This window comes from Streptomyces sp. NPDC021093 (assembly GCF_044333135.1).
GTDB lineage: Bacteria > Actinomycetota > Actinomycetes > Streptomycetales > Streptomycetaceae > Streptomyces.
This window is the reverse complement of record NZ_JBIRQJ010000001.1, coordinates 507873-530074: the sequence shown is the minus strand read 5'-3', so window position 1 is coordinate 530074 and position 22202 is coordinate 507873. Positions and strand designations below refer to the sequence as shown.

The window sequence follows — 22202 nt, the reverse complement described above, 5'->3', positions numbered from 1 at the left end:
GAAGAGCTAGCCTTCACTTGTACGTCACCGTATACGTGATCGGAGACAGTGAGATGACCGTCGGCTTCATCGCCTTCCACTACCCGCGTCCTGAGCACTTCGAGGACTTCATCGGCCGCGCGCACCAGGTGGGCGACTCGATGCGGGCCGCCCCCGGATGCCTGTCCGCCGAGATCTGGGCCACCCCCGACGGCGACGCCGTCGTCTCCACCGGCCGGTTCGAGTCCGACGAGACCTTCAAGGCGGCGTTCACCGCCGCCCGTGGCCTGGGCGACGTCGTCGCCTTCGACGAGCGCGAGCTCAAGCCCCGGCAGATCTTCACCCTCCTGCCGAAGTAGCCGACGCAGTCGAAGTGGTCGAGGTGATCGAAGGCGCCGGCCGTGCGGCCGGCGCCCCGGCCGCCCGCAGTCGCTCCGCCAACGCGCGGCAGCGTTCTGCCAGTTCGGGCGGGTCGAGCGCCTCGAAGTCGTGTCCCAGCAGGAGTACGTGCATGAGTACGGCGTCGAGGCTGGCGGCGCCGCTGAGCACCTCGCAGCTCCCGTTCCCGCGCGGCCGTACGACGGCCGCCCCTGCCGGAATCTGCGCGCGCACCGTGTCGGCAGGCGCGTGCACGAGGACGCGCGCCCGGTGCGGGTAGACCCGGCTCGCCACGCCCTCCTGCACGTACGTCGCCGCGTCGGGCGCCGGGCGCGGGCGGAACCGCCAGGTCCGTGCGGACACCTCGGCCATCCGGTCGACGCGGAAGCTGCGCCAGTCCTCGCGGTCGAGGTCGTAGGCGAAGAGGTACCACCGCCGGTCGGAGGCGACCAGCCGGTAGGGCTCGACCCGCCGCCGTCGCAGTTCGTCCCCGGAGCGGTATTCGAAGCCTGCCTCCACCTCGTCGCGGCAGGCGCGGGCCAGCGTCATGAGCACCTCGGGGCCGACCTGCGTACGGCCGCCGCCGAAGGACTCCACCGAACCGGAGAGCGCGCGCACCTCGTGCCGCAGCCGGTTGGGCAGCACCTGGTCGAGCTTGCTCAACGCCCGGAGCGCGGCGTCGCCCGCGCCCGCGACCGCGCCGCCCGCTCCGGCGAGCAGCGAGACCGCGGTGGCGATCGCCTCCTCGTCGTCGAGGAGCAGCGGCGGCAGTTCCTTCCCCGGGCCGAGCCGGTAGCCGCCGCCGACGCCCTGGCCCGCCTGCACCGGATAGCCGAGCGTGCGCAGCCGCTCGACATCGCGGCGCACCGTGCGCGAGGTGACCTGGAGCCGGGCGGCGAGTTCGGGGCCGGTCCAGACCTGGCGCTGCTGCAGCAGCCCGAGCAGGGTGAGCACCCGCTCCGTCGTCCCGAGCCCGTCGCCGCCTGCCTCGTCCATGGCGAGCACCCTTTCGGAGGTGTGTCTGAGGTGTGTCCGAGGTACTTCGGAGATGTTCCGCGATGGCGGACCGATCCTGTCCGCCATCAATGTCACGGTGGCTCCATGAACGCAACCGAATTCGACTGGAACCGGACGCTGCGCGAGCAGTGGGAGTTCCACTGGAACCATCAGCTGCGGGACCGGCTCGACGGCCTCACCGACGACGAGTACTTCTGGTCGCCGGTGCCGGACGCCTGGAGCGTGCGGCCGCGCGGCACCTCGAAGGCGCCCGTGCAGGCCGGTACCGGGGACTTCACGATCGACTTCGCCTTCCCGCAGCCCGACCCTGCGCCGTTCACCACGATCGCCTGGCAACTCGGCCATGTCGTCGTCGGCGTGCTCGCCGCGCGCAACGCGGCGCACTTCGGCGCGCCCGCGGCGTCGTACGAGGGCTGGGAGTACGCAGGCAGTGCCGCCACCGCACTCGACCAGCTCAAGGCCCAGCTGGACGTCTGGATGGCCGGAGTGCGCGACCTCGGCGAGGCCGGGCTGCTGCTCCCGGTCGGCGAGAAGGAGCCCGCCTTCCCCGAATTGGCCATGGCCGATCTCGTACTGCACATCCAGCGCGAGCTGATCCACCATCTGTCCGAGGTGTGTCTGCTGCGCGACCTCTACGCGCACACGCACTCAGCAACGCGTCCCGTCACGAGCACCGCCGCAGGTCACCTCACGAGTCCCGCCGCACATCCTGTCACGAACGGAGAAGCCCGATGAGCCGCCACCTCCAGGTCACCTTCGACGCCCACGACCCGCGGGCCCTGTCGTCCTTCTGGCGCGACGTGATGGGCTACGTCCACCCCGGTCCGCCCGGCGTCGACCTCCCCGAGGGCGCCGACCCTTCCCCAAGTTCTCGGCTTCGCTCGAACAGGGGAGACCCCATGGCCGCGTGGGACGACTTCCTCGCCCGGATCGGCGTGCCGGAGGACCAGCGCAACTCGCATTCGGCCATCGAGGATCCGGACGGGCACGGCCCCCGGCTGTTCTTCCAGCGGGTGCCGGAGGACAAGGTCGCCAAGAACCGCGTCCACCTCGACGTCCGTGCGGCCCCCGGGCTGCACGGCGACGAGCGGATGGCGGCGCTGGAGGCCGAGTGCGGCCGGCTCGTCGCGCTGGGGGCGAAGCGGGTGCACCGCGAGGAGCCCGCTCCCCCGATGAACAACGGCTTCATCGTGCTGACCGACCCTGAAGGAAACGAGTTCTGCCTGGACTGACCGATGAGTTCCTGCCGGTCGGGCGGTCTACCCCGCACAACGGAGAAACGTCGCACCACACCACGCACGAGGAGCCGGCCATGCCCGAAACAGAGACCCGCACGCTGTCCGTCAGCGGTGCCACGCTGGCCTACGACGTCCGGGAAGGCACCGGCGGCGGCACGGACGGCGACGCCGTCCTGTTCCTGATCGGTTCGCCCATGGACGCGAGCGGATTCGCCACGCTGGCCTCCCACTTCACCGACCGTACGATCCTCACCTACGACCCGAGGGGCGTGAGCCGCAGCACGCGCGACGACGGTGCGGCGGAGTCGACGCCGCAGGAGCACGCCGATGACCTGCGGCGCGTCATCGAGGCGGCCGGGGCAGGGCCGGTGGACATGTTCGCCAGCAGCGGCGGGGCGGTCAACGCGCTCGCCCTGGTCGCACGCCACCCCGGCCTGGTGCGCACCCTCGTCGCGCACGAGCCGCCGACGGCCCAGGTGCTGCCGGACCGCGAGGCCGCGCTGGAGGTCTGTGCGGACCTCCGCACGACGTACCTGCGTGAGGGGTTCGGTTCCGCGATGGCGAAGTTCATCGCGGTGTCGAGCCGGAAGGGGCCGTTCACGGCCGACTGGGCCGACGCACCGGCCCCCTCTCCCGCCGAGTTCGGTCTGCCGACCGAGGACGACGGCTCCCGCGACGACCCGCTGTTCGGCCAGAACATCCGCGGCTGCACCGGCTTCTCGCCCGACTTCGCCGCCCTGCGGGCCGCCTCGACCCGCATCGTGATCGCGGTGGGTCAGGAGTCCGCGGGCGAGTTCGCCGCCCGTGCCGGGGTGGGTGTGGCGGAGGGTCTCGGTGTCGAACCGACCGTGTTCCCCAGCCACCACGGAGGCTTCCTGGGTGGGGAGTTCGGCCAGCACGGGGCGCCCGACGAGTTCGCGAAGACGCTGCGGCAGGTGCTGGAGGGGAGCCGCTGAACGGAACCCTCGGTCACCCCCCGAAGTCCCAGGCCTCGATGTCCCGGTAGTGGATCGGCCCCGGGCCTCGGCCGATGTTGCTGCCGACGAGGTGCAGGCGTTCCGCCCGCCAGGGGCGGCCGGTGAATCCGGTGAGCCCGGCGGCGGCCTCAGCGGCCGCTGTGGGGTCGGTGCGGCGGGCGCGGGCCAGGGTCAGATGGGGGCGCAGCGGCCGGTCCTCGAACGGGATGCCGCAGTCCTTGACCACGGCCCGCACCTCGGCGGCGAGCAGCTGCAGGCCGTCGAGGTCGCCGTCGATGCCGCTCCACAGCACCCGTTCGTCGAAGTGCCCGCCGCCGCTCAGCGCCAGGGCGAGGGGCGGGCGGGACTCCGCGAGGGCCGCGAGCGGCGGGCGCAGGAGCGTGGCGGCGGCGACCGGGAGTTCGCCGAGGAACGCCAGGGTGATGTGCCAGTCCTCGATGCGGTTCCACCGCATGCGGGGGTGCGCGTCGTAGGCGGGGCGCAGTGCCTGTTCGAGTTCCTCCTTCGCTTCGTCGGGCGGGGCGACGGCGACGAAGACGCGAACGGTCGCGGGCCGGGGGTGTGCGGTCGGGCGGGCGGTCGGGTGTGCGGTCACAGGGGAATTCGTACCGTATGCGGGTGGTGCGGCCGCGTCCGGCCCCCTTTGCGCGCCTTGTCGCCCGCCTTGCCCTGGGGGCCAAATATTGCTTCCCATTACATGGACAGATGGGGACGCCCGTGTGCTCTTTTCGTGTGCAACCCTTCTGCATGTTCGAATGTCTGACCTTGCAACGTCCGACGCCGGACGTGTGCAAAATGTCGACTTTCCCATTCCCCGTTCCATGACGGCAGGGGGTACCCGGGCATCACGAGGAGTTGAGAAGTACATGGGCAACCGTGGCAGGAGCGACCGGAGCGACCGAATACGGTCCACCGGCAGCCGCCGGAAACAGACCGGCGGGCGGCGCGCGCAGCAGCCCGCCCCCGGTCGGCAGGACAGCCTGCACGGTGACGAGCCCACCCCCGAGTACGCCGGTCGTGCCGCCGCCCGTCGCGCCCAGTCCGGCGGCCGGGGCCGTGCGGCGAACCGCCGCGGCAAGCGCAGACCGCGCAGCAGGTTCGCGCTCCTGATCTGGGCTCTTGCCGCTGTGCTCGTCGTGGGCGGTGCCGGTCTCAGCTGGGTGTACTTCTCCCTCGACGGCAATCTCAAGAGCGTCGACATCGAAAGTGCGCTCGGCAGCAGCAGACCGCCGGAGATCGACAACGGCTCCCTCGACATCCTGGTCCTCGGCTCCGACTCGCGGCAGGGCGACGAGAACAACAAGTACGGCGAGGACGTGGGCAACGCCCGCTCCGACACCGCGATGATCGTGCACGTCCACAAGGGGGGCGACAAGGCCAGCGTTGTCTCGATCCCCCGCGACACCCTGGTCTCCCGCCCCGAGTGCCAGGGCCGCACCAAGCTCAAGCCGGCCGCCGAGCGGCAGATGTTCAACACCGCGTTCGAGATCGGCGGGCCCGTCTGCGCGGTGAAGACCGCCGAGCAGCTGTCCGGCATCCGCATGGACCACTACCTGGAAGTCGACTTCAGCGGCTTCAAGAAGCTCGTCGACACCCTCGGCGGCGTCTCCATCACCACCAACAAGGCGATCAAGGACCCCAAGAGCCACCTCGACCTCCCGGCCGGTACCAACCAGCTGAACGGCGAGCAGTCGCTCGGTCTCGTACGGACGCGAAAGAGCGTCGGCGACGGCAGCGACCTCGGCCGCATCCAGCTCCAGCAGGCGTTCGTCAAGGCGCTGATGGACCAGGTCAAGGACGTCGGCGTCTTCAGCAACCCGAAGAAGCTCTACGACCTCGCCGACACCGCCACCGAGACGCTCACCACCGACTCGCAGCTCAGCTCGGTGCCCTCCCTGATCAGCTTCGCCAACAAGCTCACCGGCATCAAGCCGAAGAACATGAACATGATCACTCTGCCCATCGACTACGACGCGAAGGACGCCGACCGGGTCGTCCCGCTGAAGGAGCAGTCCGACCTGCTCTGGCTGTCGCTCCGGGCGGACAAGCCGATCCCCGAGTCGGTCACCAAGGACTCGGCGGGCGACAAGGTCGACGCGGGCAAGGTCGTCAAGGGGAACTGAGCGGCCTCCCGCCCGCCTCCCCTCCTCCCCCCGCGTCCCGCCCCTCCCGGCTGCGGCGGCCAACCGTCCGTGTCCGGGAGTACGGTCCCGCAGCCCGCGCAGTGCCGGGCGCCGCGCTCCGTGGCGCCCGGCACTGGTGTCCTGAGCCCTGGTGTCCTGAGCCCAGGTGCCCTGAGCCCTGGTGCCCTGAGCCCCGGTGTCCTGAGCCCTGGTGCCCGCCCAGGTCAGGGCGGCACATAGGTTTTCGATAGACGATCTTCCTAGTCTTTCGTCCCGCCGTCCCCACAGGAAATGCGCCTCCCATGAGCCTCGACGCCGTCCCGCACCCCGCGTCCGACCACTCTCCTCCGCCGGCGAAGCCCGCGGTGCGCCGGTGGCGGGTCGTGGGCCGGGCTCCGGCGCGACCCGGTCCTGCTGCCGCCCTGCACAGCATCGGCGTCGGCACCATCGTCCTGCTGGGGCTCGTCGCCATCGGTGCGGCGATCCACGAGCCCGTGCTCATACCCTCCCTCGCCGCCAGCGCCGCGCTCGTGCACAGTGCGCCGACCATGCCGCTGGCCCAGCCGCGCAGCCTGGTCGTCGGCCATCTGCTGGGGGTCGTCGCCGGCTACGGCGTGCTGGCGGTGGCGGGCAGCAGCGCCTGGGCCGCGGCCGCGGCAGCCGGGCTCACCATGGCGCTGATGACGCTCGCGCGCACCCCGCACTCCCCCGCGTGCGCCACCACCGTGGTCATCGTGCTCCAGACGCCGGCCCCGGCCAGGTTCGTACCGCTGCTGGTCGGGGCCTGCGTCCTGATGGTGCTGGCGGAGTACGTCGTCTCGCGGCTGCGGCGCGACGCGCCGAAGTACCCCGCCTACTGGTGGTAGACCGGCGGGCCCTCAGGTGCGGGGCACGCCGAACTTCTTCAGGTCCGCCGCGAGCGACGCGATCGCGCCGGGGTTGCGCGGGCTCTCCACCAGCTCCGCGTAGTCGAGGACGACGATCCGGTCGTTCTTGACCGCGGAGACGTTCGCCAGCGGCGGGTAGGACTTCAGGAACTTGCGCTTCTGCTCGGCGGTGGTGTCCCCGTAGTTGTTGATCACGATCACCTCGGGGTCGCGTTCGACGACGGTCTCCCAGCCCACCGTCGCCCAGCTGTCCTTGAGGTCCTTCATCACGTGGTCGCCGCCCGCCCTGGTGATGATGTCGTGCGGCGCCGCGTACAGACCCGAGGTGAACGGCTTGTCCTGGCCGCCGTCGTACAGGAAGACCCGCGGCCGGTCGGCGCCCTTGAGCGCGCCCGCCTGCGCGTCGGCCACCTGCTTGCGGAACTTCGCGACGAGGGCCTCCGCGCGGTCCTCGACGTCGAAGATCCGGCCCAGGTTCCGCAGGTCGGCGTAGAGCGCGTCGAGCGGCGGCATCACGCCGCGGGCCGTGCCGCCCCGCCCGTTGCGGCACGACTCGCTCAGCAGGTACGAGTCGATGCCGACCTTCTTCAGGTCGGCCGGGGTGAAGCCCTCGCCCTCGTTGAAGCCGTAGTTCCAGCCCGCGAAGACGAGGTCGGCGCGGGCGTCGAGGGCCATCTCCTTGTTGATCTGCTTCTTCGAGAGCCACTTGACCTTGCTGTAGCCGCCCTTCCAGGGGACGGAGTCGAGGTCGCCCTTGTCGTCGGGCATCACGAAGCCCGCCATGTTCTTTTCGAGGCCGAGCGCGAACATGATCTCGGTGATGCCGACGTCGTTGGTGACCACGCGCTGCGGGGCCTTGGCGTAGGTCTTCTTCTCGCCGCAGTTCTCGACGGTGACCGGGTAGTGGCTGTTGGCCGCCTTGGTGTCGGTGGTCGGTTCGACCTCCGCACCGCAGCCGGTGAGGACGAGGGCGGCCAGCGACGCGAGGGCTGCGGGGCGTACGGGAATGCGCATGGTGAGCAGGGATCCTTCAGGAAGTCAGAAAGCCAGGAGGTCAGGAAGTCAGGAAGTCAGGAGGTCAGGAAGTTGCGGGCAGGAGGCGGTCGAACAGCAGCTGTACGGCGCCGGACTCGGGGTGCGGCACGCGGTGCGCCCGTACGCCGAAGACCTCGGCCAGCAGCTCGGGCGTGAGCACGTCGTGCGGGGCGCCGTGGGTGACGATCCGCCCCGCGTCGATGACGTACAGCAGGTCGCAGTGGAGTGCGGCGAGGTTGAGGTCGTGCAGTGCGGTGAGCACGGTCAGACCGCTGCCGCGCACCAGGGCCAGTACGTCCAGCTGCTGGGCGATGTCGAGGTGGTTGGTGGGCTCGTCGAGGACCAGCACCCGTGGCTGCTGGGCGAGCGCGCGGGCGATCAGGACGCGCTGCTTCTCGCCGCCGGAGAGGGTGAGGAAGCCGCGTCCCGCGAGGTGGGCCGCGCCGACCCTGGCCAGCGCGGTCCCGCACACCTGCCGGTCCTCGTCGGTGGTGCGGGCCACCGACCGCTGGTGCGGCAGCCGTCCCATCGCCACGACCTCGGAGACCGTGAAGTCGAACTCGGCGACCGCCTCCTGGGGCAGCGCGGCCAGCCGCCTGGCGCCTTCGCGCGCGGTCATCGCGTACAGGTCGTCGCCGTCGACGCGGACGGTCCCGCCGGCGGGGCGCAGCGCCCGGTAGACACAGCGCAACAGGGTCGACTTCCCACTGCCGTTGGGGCCGACGAGCCCGACGAGCTGCCCGTCGGCCGCGTGCAGCGCGACGTCCTCGACCAGCCGTGCCCCGGCGATCTCGACGCTCAGTTCCTCGATGTCGATACGCATCACACGCCTCCGAAGCTGTACGAGTTGCGGCGCATCAGCAGAACGAAGCACGGCACGCCGATGGCCGCGGTGAGGACGCCGACGGGGAGTTCGACGGGGGCGAGCACCGCGCGGGACAGGATGTCCACCCAGACCAGCAGGACAGCGCCCATGAGCGGGGCGACGGCGAGCAGCCGCCGGTGGTCGGCGCCGACCAGCATGCGGACGGCGTGCGGAACCATCAGGCCGACGAAGCCGATCGCCCCGCTGACCGCGACCACGGCGCCGGTGACGGCGGCGGTCACCAGGAACAGCTCCTTGCGCAGCCGTCCCGCGTCCACGCCGAGCGAGGCGGCGGTCTCGTCGCCCATCGCGAGGGCGTTCAGCCGGCGCGCGGACCACAGCAGATGAGCGAGACCGGCGAGTACGGCCGCGGCGGCGATCGGTACGGAGGCCCAGTTGGCGCCGCCGAGGCTGCCGAGCAGCCACATCATCGCGGAACGGGCGGCCTCGCCGCGTTCGGCGGCGAAGACCATGAACGTGGTGATCGCCGAGAAGCCGTAGTACATCGCGGTCCCGGTCAGTACGAGCCGCAGCGGCGTCAGCCCGCGCGGCGTGCGGGCGATCGCGTACACCAGCGTCATCGCGAGGAGCGCGGAGCCGAAGGCGGCGGCGGACAGCGCCCAGACGCCGAGCGCGCCGAGCGCCCCGAAGAGCAGTACGGCGTTGGCACCGACGGCCGCGCCCGACGAGATCCCGAGGACGAACGGATCGGCGAGGGCGTTACGCACCATGGCCTGCACGGCGACGCCGATGCCGGCGAGACCGGCCCCGACGACGGCGGCCAGCACGGCGCGCGGGAAGCGCAGTTCCCAGACGATGGTGTACGCCGGAACCTGCTCGGCGAATATGGACCCGCCGCTCAGCCCGGCCCACAGATACCGCAGCACCTCTGCCCAGGTGAGCCCCGAGGCCCCGATGCCCGCCCCGCAGACGAGGGAGAGCAGCAGCGCGACCCCCAGGGCGACGACGAGCAACGGCACGGACGCCCGCCGGGGCGGCGCCGGGCCGGGGCCCTTGCCGGTGAGAGCGTGACCGTCGCGGTCTTCACGGTCGTCGCGGGCATGGGCGTCATGGGCACGCGCCTCGTCCGTGTGCGGCGACACGGCGGGCTGGTGCTCGAAGGATGTGGCCACGGGCGGTTCGCCTTCGCCTCGGGCCGTGCGCTGCGCGCCGGAAGCAGCGGCCCGGGACGCGTGGCGCCCTGTGCAGCACCTCTCGCAGTCCACGGCGAATTGTCAGGAGCCTTCACCGCCGCGGGTAATCGGGCTCGCGGAGCGTGGAGTTCACTCCGACCACCGTTGCGGGTCAGCGCCGGACTCTCACCGGACTTCCCCCGCGGGGCGCCTGCAGCTTAGGGCCTGTCCGGCGGATCGGGCCGCGTGGGGTGGCCTTGCCTGCTCGGTGTGGCTGAGCGGGGCAATGGGGCCTCCCCTGCTCGAACGGAGTTGAGAGCTTGGGGAAGCGTGCAGCTGCAAGGCGGAGGATTGAGGCGACGCGGAGCGGGTGGGGTCTCCCCTGCTCGAACGAAGTTGAGAGCTTGGGGAAGATTGACGACAACGCCGAGGGGGTCCCCCCTGGTCCTTAAGACCTTGGGGGCGGGCGTGCCAGGGCACGCGACCGCGGCAGGATCCGCCGGACAGGCCCTAACGGTCGACCGCACCCCCGCACGTCCCTGGCCCCGCACTAGAGTGTCACTACAACCACAAGTACGCAGTCCGGAGAACGGGGTTCGGGACATGGCAGGAAACCCAGGCGTGCGCCGCCAACGCTCCCAGGAGACGCGGGAGCGCGTACTGGAGGCCTCGCTGCGGCTGTTCACCGCACACGGTTACGACGGCACGACCATCGACGCGATCGCACGCGAGTCCGCCGTCTCGGTGCAGACGGTCTACTTCAAGTTCGGGACGAAGTTCGCCGTCCTCAAGGAGCTCCTGGACGTACGGGTCGCCGGTGACGACCAGCCCGTACCGACCGTGGAACGCGAGTGGTTCCGCGACGCGGTCGCGGCCGACGACCCGCGCGAGCAGCTGCGCCACCAGGTGGCCGGGGCGCTTGAGATCTACGTACGGCTCGGCGGCCTGCTCGAAGTGCTGCGCAACGCGGCCCAGAACAACGAGGAGATCGCCCCGCTCTGGCAGCGGAACAAGGAGCAACGCTTCGAGGTGCAGGCCCAGTTGGTCAAGGCCCTCGCCAAGAAGCACCCCCTGCCCAACGGCCTCACCCCCGACCGCGCCACGGACATCGGCTACACCCTGATGGGCCCCGAGGCCTACCACCTGCTGGTCACCGAGCGGGGCTGGACCGGCCAGGAGTGGGCCGACTGGACCCATGCCGGGCTCTGCCGGCACCTGCTCGGCGAGATCTGACCGCGCCCCGCCCGCCGGGAGGGCTACCGGTCCCGCCCCTCGGGCAGGTCGTCCAGGCCGGGGGCGGACAGGTGCAGCACCTCGTAGCGCTCGGTCGCGTCCTTGTCCAGGGCGGAGGTGTCCGGTGCGGACGTGTCCGCCCACAGCACGAACCGCATCAACTGCCAGTGGTGGGGGTCGACGGCCAGCGCGGCCGTGTGCACGCCCGCGTGGCGGGAGAGCCGCCGAAGTGCTTCGACCTCCCGCTCGACCAGCGCGGACAGGCCCAGTCCCGTGCCGTCCGGGTCGGCGTCGGCGGGTATCGGGGTGAGACGGCGGGAGGCCGCCCGGGGAGGTGTCGTACGGGCGGGTCCGGCCTGGCAGGCGATGCCTGTCCAGTGGCGGGCGGCCGGGCGGCCGAAGTCCCGGACGATGTTCTGGAACCCGCCACCGCCGACGAGGAAGTGGGCCATCGCACCGGTGTCGTTCCACAGATAGAAGGGGGCGTACTGGTTGACCGGCGAGCCGTCGACGCCGCGTTCGCGGATGACGTACGCCTTCAGGCCCAGTCCGGCGCGGTCGTCGAGCACGTGCCCGCCGACGGCCACCCGCTTGCGGATGATCTCCATGTCGTAGTCGGCGGGCAGGGTGATCTCGTACTGCTTGGCGTACACGAAGGGTCTTGCCTTTCTTGGCGGGTGGTGTCAGCGGGTCGACTTCGGACCGCTGAGGTATTCGGCCTCGGTGACCGGAGCGCCGCGCTCGGCCTCGGTGCCGTCCTCGGCCACCTCCTGGATGGCCAGATGCGTCATGAAGGCGGTGGGGGACGCTCCGTGCCAGTGCCACTCGGCCGGCGCGATGCGCACGCTGTCCCCGGCACGGACGGCGCGCACCTCACCGCCGCGGCACTGCACGAGCCCGGCCCCCTCGGTGACGTACAGGACCTGTCCGAAGGGGTGGCGGTGCCACACGGTTCGGGCGCCGGGCGCGAAGTGGACGCTGTCGGCCCGGAAGCGCGACGGCCCTTCGGGCGCGGCGATCTCGTCGACCCACACTGCGCCGGTGACCCACTCGGGGGGTGCCACGGCGGTGGGCCGTGGCGGCGGAGAAACACGCATGAGGTGGCCGGTCCCTACTGCTCGTCGACGGAAGCGGAGGCGGAAGTGGAAGCAGGAGCGGAAGCGGAAGCGGAGGCAGGCGCCGTGAGCAGGCCCAGAATTCCGTCGATCGCCTGGTCGAACGGCTGCACCGAGTCGGCCGCACGCGCCAGTACGTAGCCGCCCTGGAGAACAGCGACGACGGTCGCCGCGCAGGCCTGCGGGTCCAGCGCCGCGTTCAGTTCGCCGCGCTCGCATCCCTCGGTCAGCACCTCGGCGATCCGCCCGCGCAGCCAGGCGAGGGTCTCGTCGACCGGGGCGCGCAGTGCCGGGTCGGCCATGACGTCCGGGTCCTGGGTGAGGCGTCCGATGGGGCAGCCCTTGAGCACGTCCCGCTCCCGGCGCAGGTACGCGGTGATCCGCTCCCGGGCGGTGCCGGGGGCGGCGAACTGCTCCTCGGCCTTCGCCCGCATCTCCTCCGCGGTGCGGCAGATCGCCGCGCGTGCGAGGTCGGGTTTGCCGGTGAAGTGGTGGTACATGCTCCCTTGCCCGACGCCGGCCCGTTGCTGGATGGCCTTGGGGCTGGTGCCGGTGTAGCCGCGTTCCCACAGCAACTCGCGGGTGCTGGCGATGAGGAGTTCCGCAGTGCTCATGGCACGAGTGTACGTACTTGTAGGTACAGAATCTCACCGGGGGCCGTCCGCCCTGTCCGCGGGCTCTCATGAACGACTCCGCTGTTCCTCGGGACTGGCCGCCTCGGGGCCGGGCTCAGCAGGGCCGGGCTCCGCAGGGCCGGGCTCAGCGAGGCTGGCCCTGCGGAGGGCCGGGAAGGCCGCGGCGACCGCGAGCGTGGCCACGACGCAGACCAGGCCGCCGGTGATCACCGCGGTGCGGGCGGTGGTGAGTTCGGCGAGGAAGCCGAGGCCCGCGTTGCCGAGGGCCGGGGAGACCGAGGCCTGGACCATCCAGAGGCTGCTGACGCGACCGCGGAGCGCGTCCGGGGTGCCGTGCTGGAGGAGGGCGGAGCGCAGGGCTTCGGAGATCAGGTCGCCCAGCCCCGCGAGGGCGAGCAGCACCAGGGCGAGGGGCAGGAAGGAGGTCGCGCCGAAGCCGGTGAGGGAGAGGCCCCAGAGCAGTACGGCCCCGATGAGCGCGTGGCCGCCGGCCCGGCCGGTCCAGCCGCTGGTGGCCGCGCCGACCAGGGCGCCGAGTGCGGGAGCCGCGTACAGCAGCCCGACGACTCCGGGGCCGCCGCCGAACTGCTGGTCGGCCAGGACCGGGTAGAGCGCCTGCGGCATCGTGAAGACCATCGCCGCGGCGTCGATGAGGAGCAGTCCGACGATGAGGCGGTGCCCCCGCACGTACCGCACGCCGTCCGCCACGGCGGCGAACGACTGCCTGACCCCCTTGCCCGTACCGGCGGTGGCGGCGGGAGGCAGCGGCCGTACGAACAACAGCGCCAGCGAGAAGGCGAGGAAGCCGACCGCGTCCACGGCGAAGCAGGCGGCGAGCCCGGGGCCCGCGACGAGCAGACCGCCGACGGCGGGGCCGAGCAGGGCCGCCAGCTGGGTGGAGGCGGACGTCAACGCGCCCGCCGCGGCGAGGCGTTCGGTGCCGACGAGGGCGGGGATGGCCGCGAGCATGGCCGGGCCGCCGAGGCCCGCGAAGAGTCCGGTCAGGCCGGTGCAGACGTAGATGACCCAGACGTACGGCTCGGCCAGCAGCGCGTTGACCGCCAGCGCGGCCGCGACGAGGGTCAGCGGCAGCCGGGTGGCGAGCATCAGCGTCCGTCGGTCGCGACGGTCCGCCAGTACGCCGCCGACGAGCACGCCGACCACCAGCGGGAAGGCCCTGGCGAGGCTGACCAGGCCGACGTGGGCGGCGGATCCGGTGAGCTCGTAGACCTGCCAGGCCACCGCCACGCTGGTCATCAGCGTGCCGAACAGTGCGCCGAGGAAGCCGGCGTACAGCAGCCGGAAGTCCTTGCTCTCGCGCAGCGGGGAGAGGTCCATGGCTATGGCCATGGCAGGGCGTGCCCGGGACATGAGCGGCTCCAGGGAAGGGAGTTGGGGTGGGAAGGGCAGGGTTAGGTGACCCTTACCCGGCCACTCTGTCGATCGCTCTCCTTAAAGTCAACACGTGTGAAGTTCAGTGGCTTGCTAGCCTCGTACCCCGATGAACAGCGACGACGAAACCGAGCACGCCGGTACGGCCCGGCGCCGGCCGACCCACCGCAAGGGGCGCGCCACCCTGACCCGCGAGTCGGTCGGGCGGGCCGCGCTGGACTTCCTGGGCCGCCGGGGCCCGGCCGAACTGACGATGCGTCTCCTCGCGACCGACCTGGGGGTCTCGCCCCGCGCGCTGTACAACTACGTCGAGGACCGGCGCGACCTGATCACCCTCGCCGCCGAGCTGTTCGAGTCCGACTGGCAGCCGCCGGAGCTGTCCGCCGCTCAGGACCGCTGGCGGGAGAGCCTGCGCGCCTTCTGCCGGAACCTGCGCGCCCACTACCGGCGCCACCCCGGCATGACCACCCTCGCGCTGAGCGAGAACATCACGATGGCCCGGCACCCGGTGATGCTGCGCAACGTGGACGCGCTGATCGGGTTCTTCGTGGAGGTCGGGCTGCCGCTGGAGGACGCGTACCACGCCTGCATGGAGACGATCCGGCACGTCGTGGGCTTCGTGGAGCTGCAGGACGTCCTGTACGACCGCCCGCCCGCCCATCTGGACCCCACGGACCTGGAACGCCTGCCACCGTCCTGGCTGCATCCGGAGGCGGACGCGGACGCGGGCCTCGATCCACACGTCGAGCTGCCCCACCTGAGCCGACTCGGCGGGCTCAAACCCCCTTCCCCCGACGCCCAGTTCGAGTTCTCCCTCACCCTCCTCACCGAGGGAATCGCCGCACACGCCGCCGCCGTGCGGCGCTGACGAGGCACAATCCTCAGCATGCCGACGATCACCGCACGCGACCTCAACCGGGCCACCCTCCACCGCCAACTCCTCCTGGAGCGGAAGCCCTTGAGCGTCGAGGACGCGCTCAGGCAGGTGGTCGCGCTGCAGGCGCAGCACGCGCCCTCGCCGTATCTCGCCCTGTGGAACCGGCTCAGCGAATTCGTCCCGGCCGACCTGGACGCCGCGTTCACCGGACGGGCGGTCGTCAAGGCGACCTTGCTGCGGCTCACGCTGCACGCGGTGCTGGCCGACGACTACCAGGTGTTCCGCGAGGCGATGCAGCCGGCGCTGCGCGCCTCGCGGCTCGGCGACCGCTTCGCCGCCACCGGCCTCACCCCCGCCGACTGCGACCGGCTCGTACCGGAACTCCTTGAGTTCGCGGACCGGCCGCGGAAGGCCGCCGAGCTGGAGGCCTGGGTCGGGGAACGGCTGGGTGCGGAGCGGATGTCCGGGGCGTGGTGGGGGCTGCAGGCGTACGCACCGCTGCATCGCGTTCCGTCGGGCGGGCCGTGGTCGTTCGGCGGCGCCCGGCCTTCGTACGTCGCCGCGGGTACGGGCCCGGCGCCCTCGGGGCGCGAGGCGCCGCCGGAGTCGCTGCGGGCTCTCGTACTGCGCTACCTGGCCGGCTTCGGCCCGGCGTCGGTGGCGGACGTGGCGCAGTTCACCCTGCTGGGGCGCACCGTCCTCCGCAAGGCGCTGAGCGCACTCGGCGAGGCCGGTGCGGTCGAGCAGCTCGAAGGGCCGGACGGCGCCGTGCTGTTCGACCTCCCCGGCGCGCCGCGCCCGTCGGGAGACACGCCCGCCCCGCCCCGTCTCATGGCCATGTGGGACAGCAGCCTGCTGGCGTACGCCGACCGCGGCCGCATCATCCCGCCGGACTACCGCAAGCTGGTCATCCGCAACAACGGCGACGTACTGCCCACCCTGCTGGTCGACGGTTACGTGGCCGGGGTGTGGCGCCCGGCCGACGGCGGCATCGAGGCCACCGCCTTCCACGAGCTGCCGCCCGAGCAGTGGGACCGACTCGCCGCGGAGGCACGGTCGTTGACCGCCCTGCTGGCCGACCGCGAACCCCGCGTCTACAGCCGGTACAACCACTGGTGGGCCAAGCTCCCGGACGCCCGGACGACCCGGCTGCTGCCGGGAGCGTGACCGTCGGGCCGGGACGGGCTGCCGGGCCGGGGCAGTGACCGTCGGGCCGGGACGGGGCTGCCGGGCCGGGACGGTGACCGTCGGGCCGGGACGGGGCTACCGGGCCGGGACGGTGACCGTCGGGCCGGGACGGTGACCGTCGGGCCGGGGCGCCAACGGCCCTTCAGCCGCCGTACTGCTCCAGCACGTCGAGCATCGCCTTCGGCTTCTGCCAGATGTCGCGCTCCTTGTGCACCCAGTCGGACGCGGCCTGCCCGAGGGCGCGGGCCTCGGCACGGTGGTCCGCCACCCAGCGCAGCTGCCGGGCGGCCGCCTCGACATCGGGGACGCCGCGCACTCCGCAGTGCCCCAGGTGCGGTTCGTACACGTCCTCCCAGTGCGACGGCGGTACGGACAGGACGAGATCGCCCGCATCCTGGCAGACGTCGCCCTGCCCCTCCGACGACAGCGCCACGACCGGCAGCCCGGTGGCCATGCCCTCTACCAGCGGCAGACCGAAACCCTCACTGCCCAGCGCGAGCAGCACGTCCGCCTGCTCGTACCAGTGCAGGATGCCGCGGGTCGGCTCGTTCTCGTCCACGATCGTGACCCGGGGGTCGCGCGAGGTCAGGCCGCCGCGCCCCTCCGCACCGAACCGCGCCTTGATCACCAGGCGGGCGGCGGGGTCGTCCGCGAAGGCCAGTCGCCAGGCCTCGATCGCCTGGGCGACGTGCTTGCGCGGTACGACCGTACCGACGACCAGCGTGGTGATGCCCGCCCGCTCGGGGCGCGCCACCCAGGGGTACACGTCGGCGTCGACGCCGTCCGGTGTGACCTCGATGGGCACGGTGATCCCGCTCGTACGGAACATGTCGGCGACGAACCGGGTCGGCACCATCAGGGCCTGTGCGCGGTTGAGCGGCCCGACCCAGCTCGCCGGCAGGCGGCTCGACTCCCACATCGTGTGGATGAGGTGCGGGCGCGCCGCGAACCGTTCGAGTTCCGGCCGCACCCATGAGTTGAAGAGCAGCGGACCGGGTTCGATCCCCCCGGATGCCGCCACGATGTCGAGCATCTCCGGGGAAAGACCGGCCCTCTCCAGTTTGAACGGGACCAGGTTGACCCGGACCCCGAGCCGGCTGAGGCCGACGACGATGTACTCGGAGATGCCCGCGTAGCCGTCGTGTACGTAGAACTCCCCCGCCAGGTTGACCGATCGGCTCACCGGGCCGCCGCCGCGAGTTCGGCCGCCGAGGGTCCGGCCGCCGCGAGTTCGGTCTCGCGCACCCACGCGAGGACCTCGTCCACCATGGCGTCGAGCGGGGTGTCGGCCCTGAAGCCCAGTACCTCCGCGGCCTTCCGGGTGTCGGGCCTGCGGACCCGCACGTCGTCCGGGAAGGCCTCCTCGTGCTTCAGCACCAGCGGCTCCCCGGGGTTGACCCGGTCCCAGACGAACCGGGCGAGTTCGGCGATGGTGCAGCCGTGCTGCCCGGAGAGGTTGAAGTCCTCGTTGTGCGCGGCCTCCGACTCCATCGCCAGGACGATGCCGCGGGCCATGTCCCTGGCGTAGGTGAAGGTGCGGAACTGGCGTCCGTCGCCGAGGATGCGGAACGGATTCTCCCGCCGCAGCGCCCGCTCGACGAAGTCGGGGATGACGTGCCCGCGCACCATCTGCTGCCGGTCGCCCGACGAGGTGCTGCCGTGCGTGGCGTGCCGCTCGCCCGCGCCGACGCAGTTGAACGGGCGGACGATGGTGTACGGCAGGGCGTACTGGGACCAGGCGGCCTTGGCGTAGTACTCGACGGCCAGCTTCTGGAATCCGTAGGCGGTGGACGGCGGTGCGACGTCCAGTTCGTCGCCCTCGCGGAAACCGGTGCCCGGGTGGCCCTCGTACACCATGGAGGAGCTGACGTAGGTGACCTTGCGGAGCTTGTCGCCGTGGCGTCGCCTGCCGACCTCGGCCGCCGCACCGACCAGCTGGTTGTTGGTGGCCAGGATGTCGTAGGCGAGGTCCTTCATGTAGCGGACGCCGCCGATCAGGGCCGCGTTGGCGATGAAGTGGTCGCAGTCCGCGGACAGTTCGTACAGCAGGTCCTGGTCCGCCGCGTCGCCGACGACGCTGGTGAAGCGCTCGTGCGGCGGGAGCGTGCGGGCGGGCCTTCCGTACTTGGAGAGGTTGTCGAGGCCGACGACCGTGTATCCGCGGGCCAGCAGTTCTTCGACGACGTATCCGCCGAGGAAGCCGGCCGCCCCCGTCACCAGGACCTTCACGTTGTTTCCTTTCGCATGTGCCGCATTCGCTTCTCGTGTACCGATTTCGCTGTCCGCCGGTGCCGCGCGGTCGGTCGCGTCATGACGACCGCGTCGGTCGGCCCTCGCCGAAGGCGAGGTACTCCACGTCGCCGGTGAGCGCCGCGCTGTCGTGGGCGTGCACGGCCCAGGCGTCGTACACGAGTCCCGGGCTCGCCATCCGCTCGGAGAGCCAGTGCAGCGAGAGCTCCGCGTACGACTTGTGGTTGGTGCCGATGACGACCAGGTGTGCGCCGTCGACGGCCTCTTTGACCTCGGTGTACGGCTCGTACCCCAGCGCCCGTTGCCTGGCGTGCGGCACCAGCGGGTCGTGCGAGCGGACGACCGGGACGGCCCGCCCGCCGAACCTCTCGCGCAGCCGCGCCATGATCTGCACGGCGGGGGAGGAACGTTCGTCGTCCGTCTCGGGGTGGCCCTTGAAGGCGACGCCGAGCAGCGCGACGGTCGGCGGTCCGTGCACGGTCAGATGCGACATCCGGTCCGCCACCCGGTCGGCGACCTGGGCCGGGGTGGCCCGATGGGCACTGGTGACGCCGTCGAGCAGGGCGGAACCCGGTGATCCGTGGTCCTGGAACGCCCGGGAGAGGATCGCCGTGTCCTTGGGGAGGCAGGAACCGCCGACCGGACCCGCGGCCGGCATCGCCCCGCGGGCGTATCCGGTCGCGGCGGCTTCGTGGACCTCGCGGGAGCTGACGCCCACGCTTTCGCAGAGCCGCGCGAGTTCGTTGGCGAAGGCGAAGCTCGCGTAGCGGTACGCGTTGCAGGCGAGCTTGGCGATCTCCGCCGTCTCCAGGGCGGAGACCTGGACGATGTCGGGGGTCAGGGTGCGGAACAGGGCGGCGGCCCGCTCGGCAGCGGCGGCCGTGGAGGCGGCCACGATCTGCGGCAGGCTGCGCAGCTCCCGCACGGCGACGCCCTGGACGGTCCGCTCCGGGCAGAAGGCCAGCTCGACGTCCCGGTGCGCGCGGAGTTCCGCGAGCAGCGCCCGGGAGGTGCCGACCGGCACGGTGGAGCGGAGTATCACCAGGTTCCCGTCCACCGCGCGCTCGGCCACCGAGCGGACCGCGCCTTCGACCTGGGTCAGGTCGGGGACGCCGCTCTCGTCCACCGGGGTACCGACGCACACGATGTACGTGTCCGCCTCGTGGCCCGGGGGCACGGTGCCGGTCACCGTGAACAGACCGCTGTCGACCGCCCGGTCGAGCTCCAGGCCGGCCTCGTGGACATGGGGCTGCTTGCGGGCCAGTTGCTCGCGGACCGCCGGGTCGCGCTCGACGCCGATGACTCGGCGGCCTTGTGCGGCGAGGGTGACGGCGAGGGTGAGTCCGACGTATCCGAGGCCGATCACACAGGCTGTGCCCGGTCGCTGTTCATGGCGGCTGTGGTTGATGTCGGTCCCCTTCTTCCTGGTGTCGGTACTCGTCTTCTTCTTGATGTCGGTGCTCGTCACTTGGCCCCTCCCCTCCCGGTCGGCCCGGTGCCGCCGGTCACCGGGCCCGCAGCGGGTGCGCGGGCCGCATGTGGGTCTCCATGACGTCGAGCAGGGCCGGGCCCTTGTGCCACAGGTTCCGGTTCTTGTGCACCCACCGCGATGCGGCGACGCCCCGCTGGACCGCCTCCTCGCGGTGGCCGGCCACCCATCGCAGCTGCTTCGCGACCTCCTGGACGTCCGGCACCCCGCGCACCCCGCACCGTCCGTAGCCGGGTTCGTCCGCGACCTCCCAGTGCGACGGCGGTACGGACAGGACGAGATCGCCCGCGTCCTGGCAGACGTCACCCTGCCCCTCCGACGACAGCGCGACGACCGGCAGCCCGGTGGCCATGCCCTCGACCAGCGGCAGACCGAAACCCTCACTGCCCAGCGCGAGCAGCACATCCGCCTGCTCGTACCAGTGCAGGATGCCGCGCACCATCTCCTGGTCGTCGATCAGCCTGATCCGCGGGTCGTCGACGGTGAGGCCGTGCGTCCGGGCCGTCTGGAACCGGGACTTGATGATCAGGCGGGCCGTCGGATCGCCTTCGAAGGCCAGCTGCCACGCCTCGATCGCCTGGGCGACGTGCTTGCGCGGCAGGACCGTACCCACGACCAGGGTCGTCACGCCCTCGCGAGCCTGCCGCTCGATCCACGGGTACAGCTCCGGGTCGACGCCCTCCGGGATCACCTCGACGGGGACGGTCACACCGCTGGCCCGGCAGACGTCGGCCACGAAGCGGGTCGGCACGACGACGGCCCTGGCGCGGTTGAGCTTGCGCGGCCAGTCGGCGGGCAACCGGCTCGACTCCCACATCGTGTGGACGAAATGCTCGGTGTGCGCATAGAGCTCAAGTTCAGGTTCGAGCGCCGCGGAGAAGAGCACCGGGCCTTCCCGGTACGGGGTGGAATGCGCCAGCAGGTCGAGCATCCCCGGCGACAGGCCCTCGGGGAATACCTTGATGGGGATGATGTTTACCCGAGCGCCTTCTTTGGTCATTCCCAGCGCCGCGTACTCGGCCAGGCTTCCATAACCATCCGCCACGAGAAAGTGCGCGACTAAATTGACGGGCACGGGGACGTTCTCATTCACGATGCGACCGGCCTGCTTCCACTGGTGAGTGCCCGACGCGCTGCCCCTTCCGCCCGCTGTTCGCGGGAAGAGGGCAAGGTCGAAGTACGCGTCGGCACGCGAGGGTTGAACGGCGCGAGCGTGCCCAAGGCTGGTTCGCCCGGCGCCGGTGCTCAAGCGAGGTCCTCGGACGCTAAATAACTAATTCGCTTTAGTCAAGCAATCTTGGAGAGCGGGGTTCTGTGCCGGTTTGCCCAGCTATACCGCTTACTGGGATTGATCCTTGACGTTATGCACGAAGACGCTCTAGCGTGACGGTCGTTTCATGCGGCACGCAGATCTGAGTAATCCTGAGTAAAATCGAAGTAAAAGAGACGGCCCTATGTTTCGATTCCTTTCAGCCAGCCATGACTGCTTACCGCGGCCCACCCGAAAGGCGTGCCGAATTCAGAGCTGCCAGGGGGAGCCGGTGGAACGTCCGTGAACGGCCGCACAGCCGTGGTGACCGGAGCAGCCGGCGGAATCGGGTCGGCCTCGGCCCGCCGACTGGCCCAGCAGGGCGTCGCGGTCGCCCTCGCCGACATCGATGTCACCGGCATCGAGCGCCTGGCGGCGGAACTCACCGCGGAAGGGGGCCGGGCCCTGCCCGTGGCCTGCGACGTCTCCGACCCGCGCCAGGTCAAGGCCATGGTGCGGGCCACGACCGCGGCACTCGGCGGACCGCACATCCTCGTCAACAACGCGGGCGTCATCAGGGACGCCACCGTCCACACGATGTCGGAAACCGACTGGGACGGGGTGCACTCGGTGAATCTGCGCGGGGCCTTCCTCTGCGCCCGCGCCGTCCAGAAGCACATGGCGCGGGCACGCTGGGGGCGGATCCTCAACCTGTCGAGCATCTCCGCTCTCGGCGGCCACGGCCAGGCCAACTACGCGGCCGCCAAAGCAGGGCTGGAAGGGCTGACCCGCGCACTGGCCGTCGAGTTCGGCCCGCTCGGCATCACGGTCAACGCCGTGGCTCCGGGGTTCATCGAGACCCCGATGACCGCGCGGAGCATCGCACAGACCACCTCGCGGGCCACCGTACGAAGCGCGGCAGGAAGCACCGTACGAAGCACCGGAGGAAGCACCGCACCCGGCGGTGGCTCGCGGGCGGCGTCGGTCGCCGAGGTCACCCCGGTGCGCCGCGCAGGGCGTCCGGACGACGTCGCGGCGGTACTCGCCTTCCTCGCCGGAGACGGCGCCTCGTACATCACGGGCCAGACGATCCACGTCGACGGCGGACTATCCCTGGGCGGGCTCACGGCCGGCGGCCCACC

At 71.4% G+C, this 22202-nt stretch carries 22 protein-coding genes, 1 pseudogene and 1 riboswitch; of the genes and pseudogenes, 10 read left to right on the top strand and 13 right to left on the bottom strand.

All coding sequences use genetic code 11. From position 1 onward, the window contains the following. The first annotated feature begins 17 nt into the window (after positions 1-17). The gene (locus ACH4SP_RS02450) at positions 18-338 is read left to right on the top strand and encodes an antibiotic biosynthesis monooxygenase (protein WP_398408352.1); all 321 of its coding nucleotides are present in this window, start codon (positions 18-20) and stop codon (positions 336-338) included. Here the strand turns inward: ACH4SP_RS02450 and ACH4SP_RS02445 are convergent. Further along, positions 319-1353 (bottom strand): helix-turn-helix transcriptional regulator, encoded by a 1035-nt coding sequence (locus tag ACH4SP_RS02445; protein WP_398408350.1) that lies wholly within the window; start codon positions 1351-1353, stop codon positions 319-321. The genes ACH4SP_RS02450 and ACH4SP_RS02445 overlap by 20 nt on opposite strands. Positions 1354-1458: 105 nt before the next feature. Here ACH4SP_RS02445 and ACH4SP_RS02440 point away from each other — a divergent pair, with 105 nt between their 5' ends. The 3 genes from ACH4SP_RS02440 (at position 1459) to ACH4SP_RS02430 (ending at position 3568) form a co-directional block, all read left to right on the top strand. Next, the gene (locus ACH4SP_RS02440; RefSeq protein ID WP_398408348.1) at positions 1459-2109 is read left to right on the top strand and encodes a DinB family protein; all 651 of its coding nucleotides are present in this window, start codon (positions 1459-1461) and stop codon (positions 2107-2109) included. Next, positions 2106-2606, top strand: coding sequence for a VOC family protein (locus tag ACH4SP_RS02435; protein ID WP_398408346.1), 501 nt, complete (start codon positions 2106-2108; stop codon positions 2604-2606). Before ACH4SP_RS02440 ends, ACH4SP_RS02435 begins: the two co-directional genes overlap by 4 nt. 80 nt (positions 2607-2686) lie before the next feature. Further along, entirely contained in the window at positions 2687-3568 is an 882-nt protein-coding gene (locus ACH4SP_RS02430; RefSeq protein WP_398408344.1) for an alpha/beta fold hydrolase, read from the top strand. A 13-nt stretch (positions 3569-3581) separates the two neighbouring features. Here the strand turns inward: ACH4SP_RS02430 and thpR are convergent, their stop codons facing one another. After that, positions 3582-4184, bottom strand: a complete 603-nt coding sequence (gene thpR, locus ACH4SP_RS02425) for an RNA 2',3'-cyclic phosphodiesterase (protein WP_398408342.1) — start codon at positions 4182-4184, stop codon at positions 3582-3584. Between the two features lie 271 nt (positions 4185-4455). On the opposite strand from thpR, the gene ACH4SP_RS02420 reads away from it, so the two are divergent. After that, the gene (locus tag ACH4SP_RS02420; RefSeq protein ID WP_398408340.1) at positions 4456-5712 is read left to right on the top strand and encodes an LCP family protein; all 1257 of its coding nucleotides are present in this window, start codon (positions 4456-4458) and stop codon (positions 5710-5712) included. 302 nt (positions 5713-6014) lie between these two features. Continuing rightward, positions 6015-6578, top strand: a complete 564-nt coding sequence (locus tag ACH4SP_RS02415; protein WP_398408338.1) for an HPP family protein — start codon at positions 6015-6017, stop codon at positions 6576-6578. Between the two features lie 12 nt (positions 6579-6590). Here ACH4SP_RS02415 and ACH4SP_RS02410 read toward each other — a convergent pair whose 3' ends face one another. From ACH4SP_RS02410 to ACH4SP_RS02400, 3 genes are all read right to left on the bottom strand, one after another. Then, on the bottom strand, positions 6591-7613 hold the full coding sequence (locus ACH4SP_RS02410; RefSeq protein ID WP_398408336.1) for an ABC transporter substrate-binding protein: 1023 nt from the start codon (positions 7611-7613) through the stop codon (positions 6591-6593). A 64-nt stretch (positions 7614-7677) separates the two neighbouring features. Beyond that, complete coding sequence (locus tag ACH4SP_RS02405; protein WP_398408334.1) at positions 7678-8457, bottom strand: ABC transporter ATP-binding protein; 780 nt, start codon at positions 8455-8457, stop codon at positions 7678-7680. Beyond that, complete coding sequence (locus tag ACH4SP_RS02400) at positions 8457-9479, bottom strand: FecCD family ABC transporter permease (RefSeq protein WP_398409508.1); 1023 nt, start codon at positions 9477-9479, stop codon at positions 8457-8459. Before ACH4SP_RS02400 ends, ACH4SP_RS02405 begins: the two co-directional genes overlap by 1 nt. Positions 9480-9754: 275 nt before the next feature. Then, positions 9755-9833, bottom strand: a riboswitch (cobalamin riboswitch). A gap of 402 nt (positions 9834-10235) precedes the next feature. On the opposite strand from ACH4SP_RS02400, the gene ACH4SP_RS02395 reads away from it, so the two are divergent. Continuing rightward, on the top strand, positions 10236-10865 hold the full coding sequence (locus ACH4SP_RS02395) for a TetR/AcrR family transcriptional regulator (RefSeq protein WP_398408332.1): 630 nt from the start codon (positions 10236-10238) through the stop codon (positions 10863-10865). Between the two features lie 23 nt (positions 10866-10888). Here ACH4SP_RS02395 and ACH4SP_RS02390 read toward each other — a convergent pair whose 3' ends face one another. The 4 genes from ACH4SP_RS02390 to ACH4SP_RS02375 form a co-directional block, all read right to left on the bottom strand. Beyond that, positions 10889-11518: a DUF4865 family protein gene (locus tag ACH4SP_RS02390; RefSeq protein WP_398408330.1), complete on the bottom strand. Its 630-nt coding sequence runs from the start codon at positions 11516-11518 to the stop codon at positions 10889-10891. A 30-nt stretch (positions 11519-11548) separates the two neighbouring features. Then, positions 11549-11962, bottom strand: coding sequence for a cupin domain-containing protein (locus ACH4SP_RS02385; protein ID WP_398408328.1), 414 nt, complete (start codon positions 11960-11962; stop codon positions 11549-11551). Between the two features lie 14 nt (positions 11963-11976). Then, positions 11977-12594, bottom strand: coding sequence for a TetR/AcrR family transcriptional regulator (locus ACH4SP_RS02380; RefSeq protein ID WP_398408326.1), 618 nt, complete (start codon positions 12592-12594; stop codon positions 11977-11979). A 66-nt stretch (positions 12595-12660) separates the two neighbouring features. Continuing rightward, complete coding sequence (locus tag ACH4SP_RS02375) at positions 12661-13986, bottom strand: MFS transporter (protein ID WP_398408324.1); 1326 nt, start codon at positions 13984-13986, stop codon at positions 12661-12663. Between the two features lie 130 nt (positions 13987-14116). Here ACH4SP_RS02375 and ACH4SP_RS02370 point away from each other — a divergent pair, with 130 nt between their 5' ends. Together ACH4SP_RS02370 and ACH4SP_RS02365 are read left to right on the top strand one after the other, a co-directional pair. Next, on the top strand, positions 14117-14875 hold the full coding sequence (locus ACH4SP_RS02370) for a TetR/AcrR family transcriptional regulator (RefSeq protein ID WP_398408322.1): 759 nt from the start codon (positions 14117-14119) through the stop codon (positions 14873-14875). A gap of 18 nt (positions 14876-14893) precedes the next feature. After that, complete coding sequence (locus ACH4SP_RS02365; protein ID WP_398408320.1) at positions 14894-16051, top strand: winged helix DNA-binding domain-containing protein; 1158 nt, start codon at positions 14894-14896, stop codon at positions 16049-16051. A 163-nt stretch (positions 16052-16214) separates the two neighbouring features. Here the strand turns inward: ACH4SP_RS02365 and ACH4SP_RS02360 are convergent, their stop codons facing one another. The 4 genes from ACH4SP_RS02360 to ACH4SP_RS02345 form a co-directional block, all read right to left on the bottom strand. After that, positions 16215-17255, bottom strand: coding sequence for a glycosyltransferase family 4 protein (locus tag ACH4SP_RS02360; protein ID WP_398408318.1), 1041 nt, complete (start codon positions 17253-17255; stop codon positions 16215-16217). Next, positions 17252-18301, bottom strand: coding sequence for an NAD-dependent epimerase/dehydratase family protein (locus ACH4SP_RS02355; RefSeq protein ID WP_398408316.1), 1050 nt, complete (start codon positions 18299-18301; stop codon positions 17252-17254). Before ACH4SP_RS02355 ends, ACH4SP_RS02360 begins: the two co-directional genes overlap by 4 nt. 79 nt (positions 18302-18380) lie before the next feature. Next, the gene (locus tag ACH4SP_RS02350; protein ID WP_398408314.1) at positions 18381-19790 is read right to left on the bottom strand and encodes a nucleotide sugar dehydrogenase; all 1410 of its coding nucleotides are present in this window, start codon (positions 19788-19790) and stop codon (positions 18381-18383) included. Between the two features lie 37 nt (positions 19791-19827). Beyond that, positions 19828-20904, bottom strand: coding sequence for a glycosyltransferase family 4 protein (locus tag ACH4SP_RS02345; protein WP_398408312.1), 1077 nt, complete (start codon positions 20902-20904; stop codon positions 19828-19830). Between the two features lie 459 nt (positions 20905-21363). On the opposite strand from ACH4SP_RS02345, the pseudogene ACH4SP_RS02340 reads away from it, so the two are divergent. Further along, positions 21364-22167 (top strand): annotated as a pseudogene (locus ACH4SP_RS02340) (SDR family oxidoreductase); the annotation flags it as partial. Positions 22168-22202 lie beyond the last annotated feature (35 nt).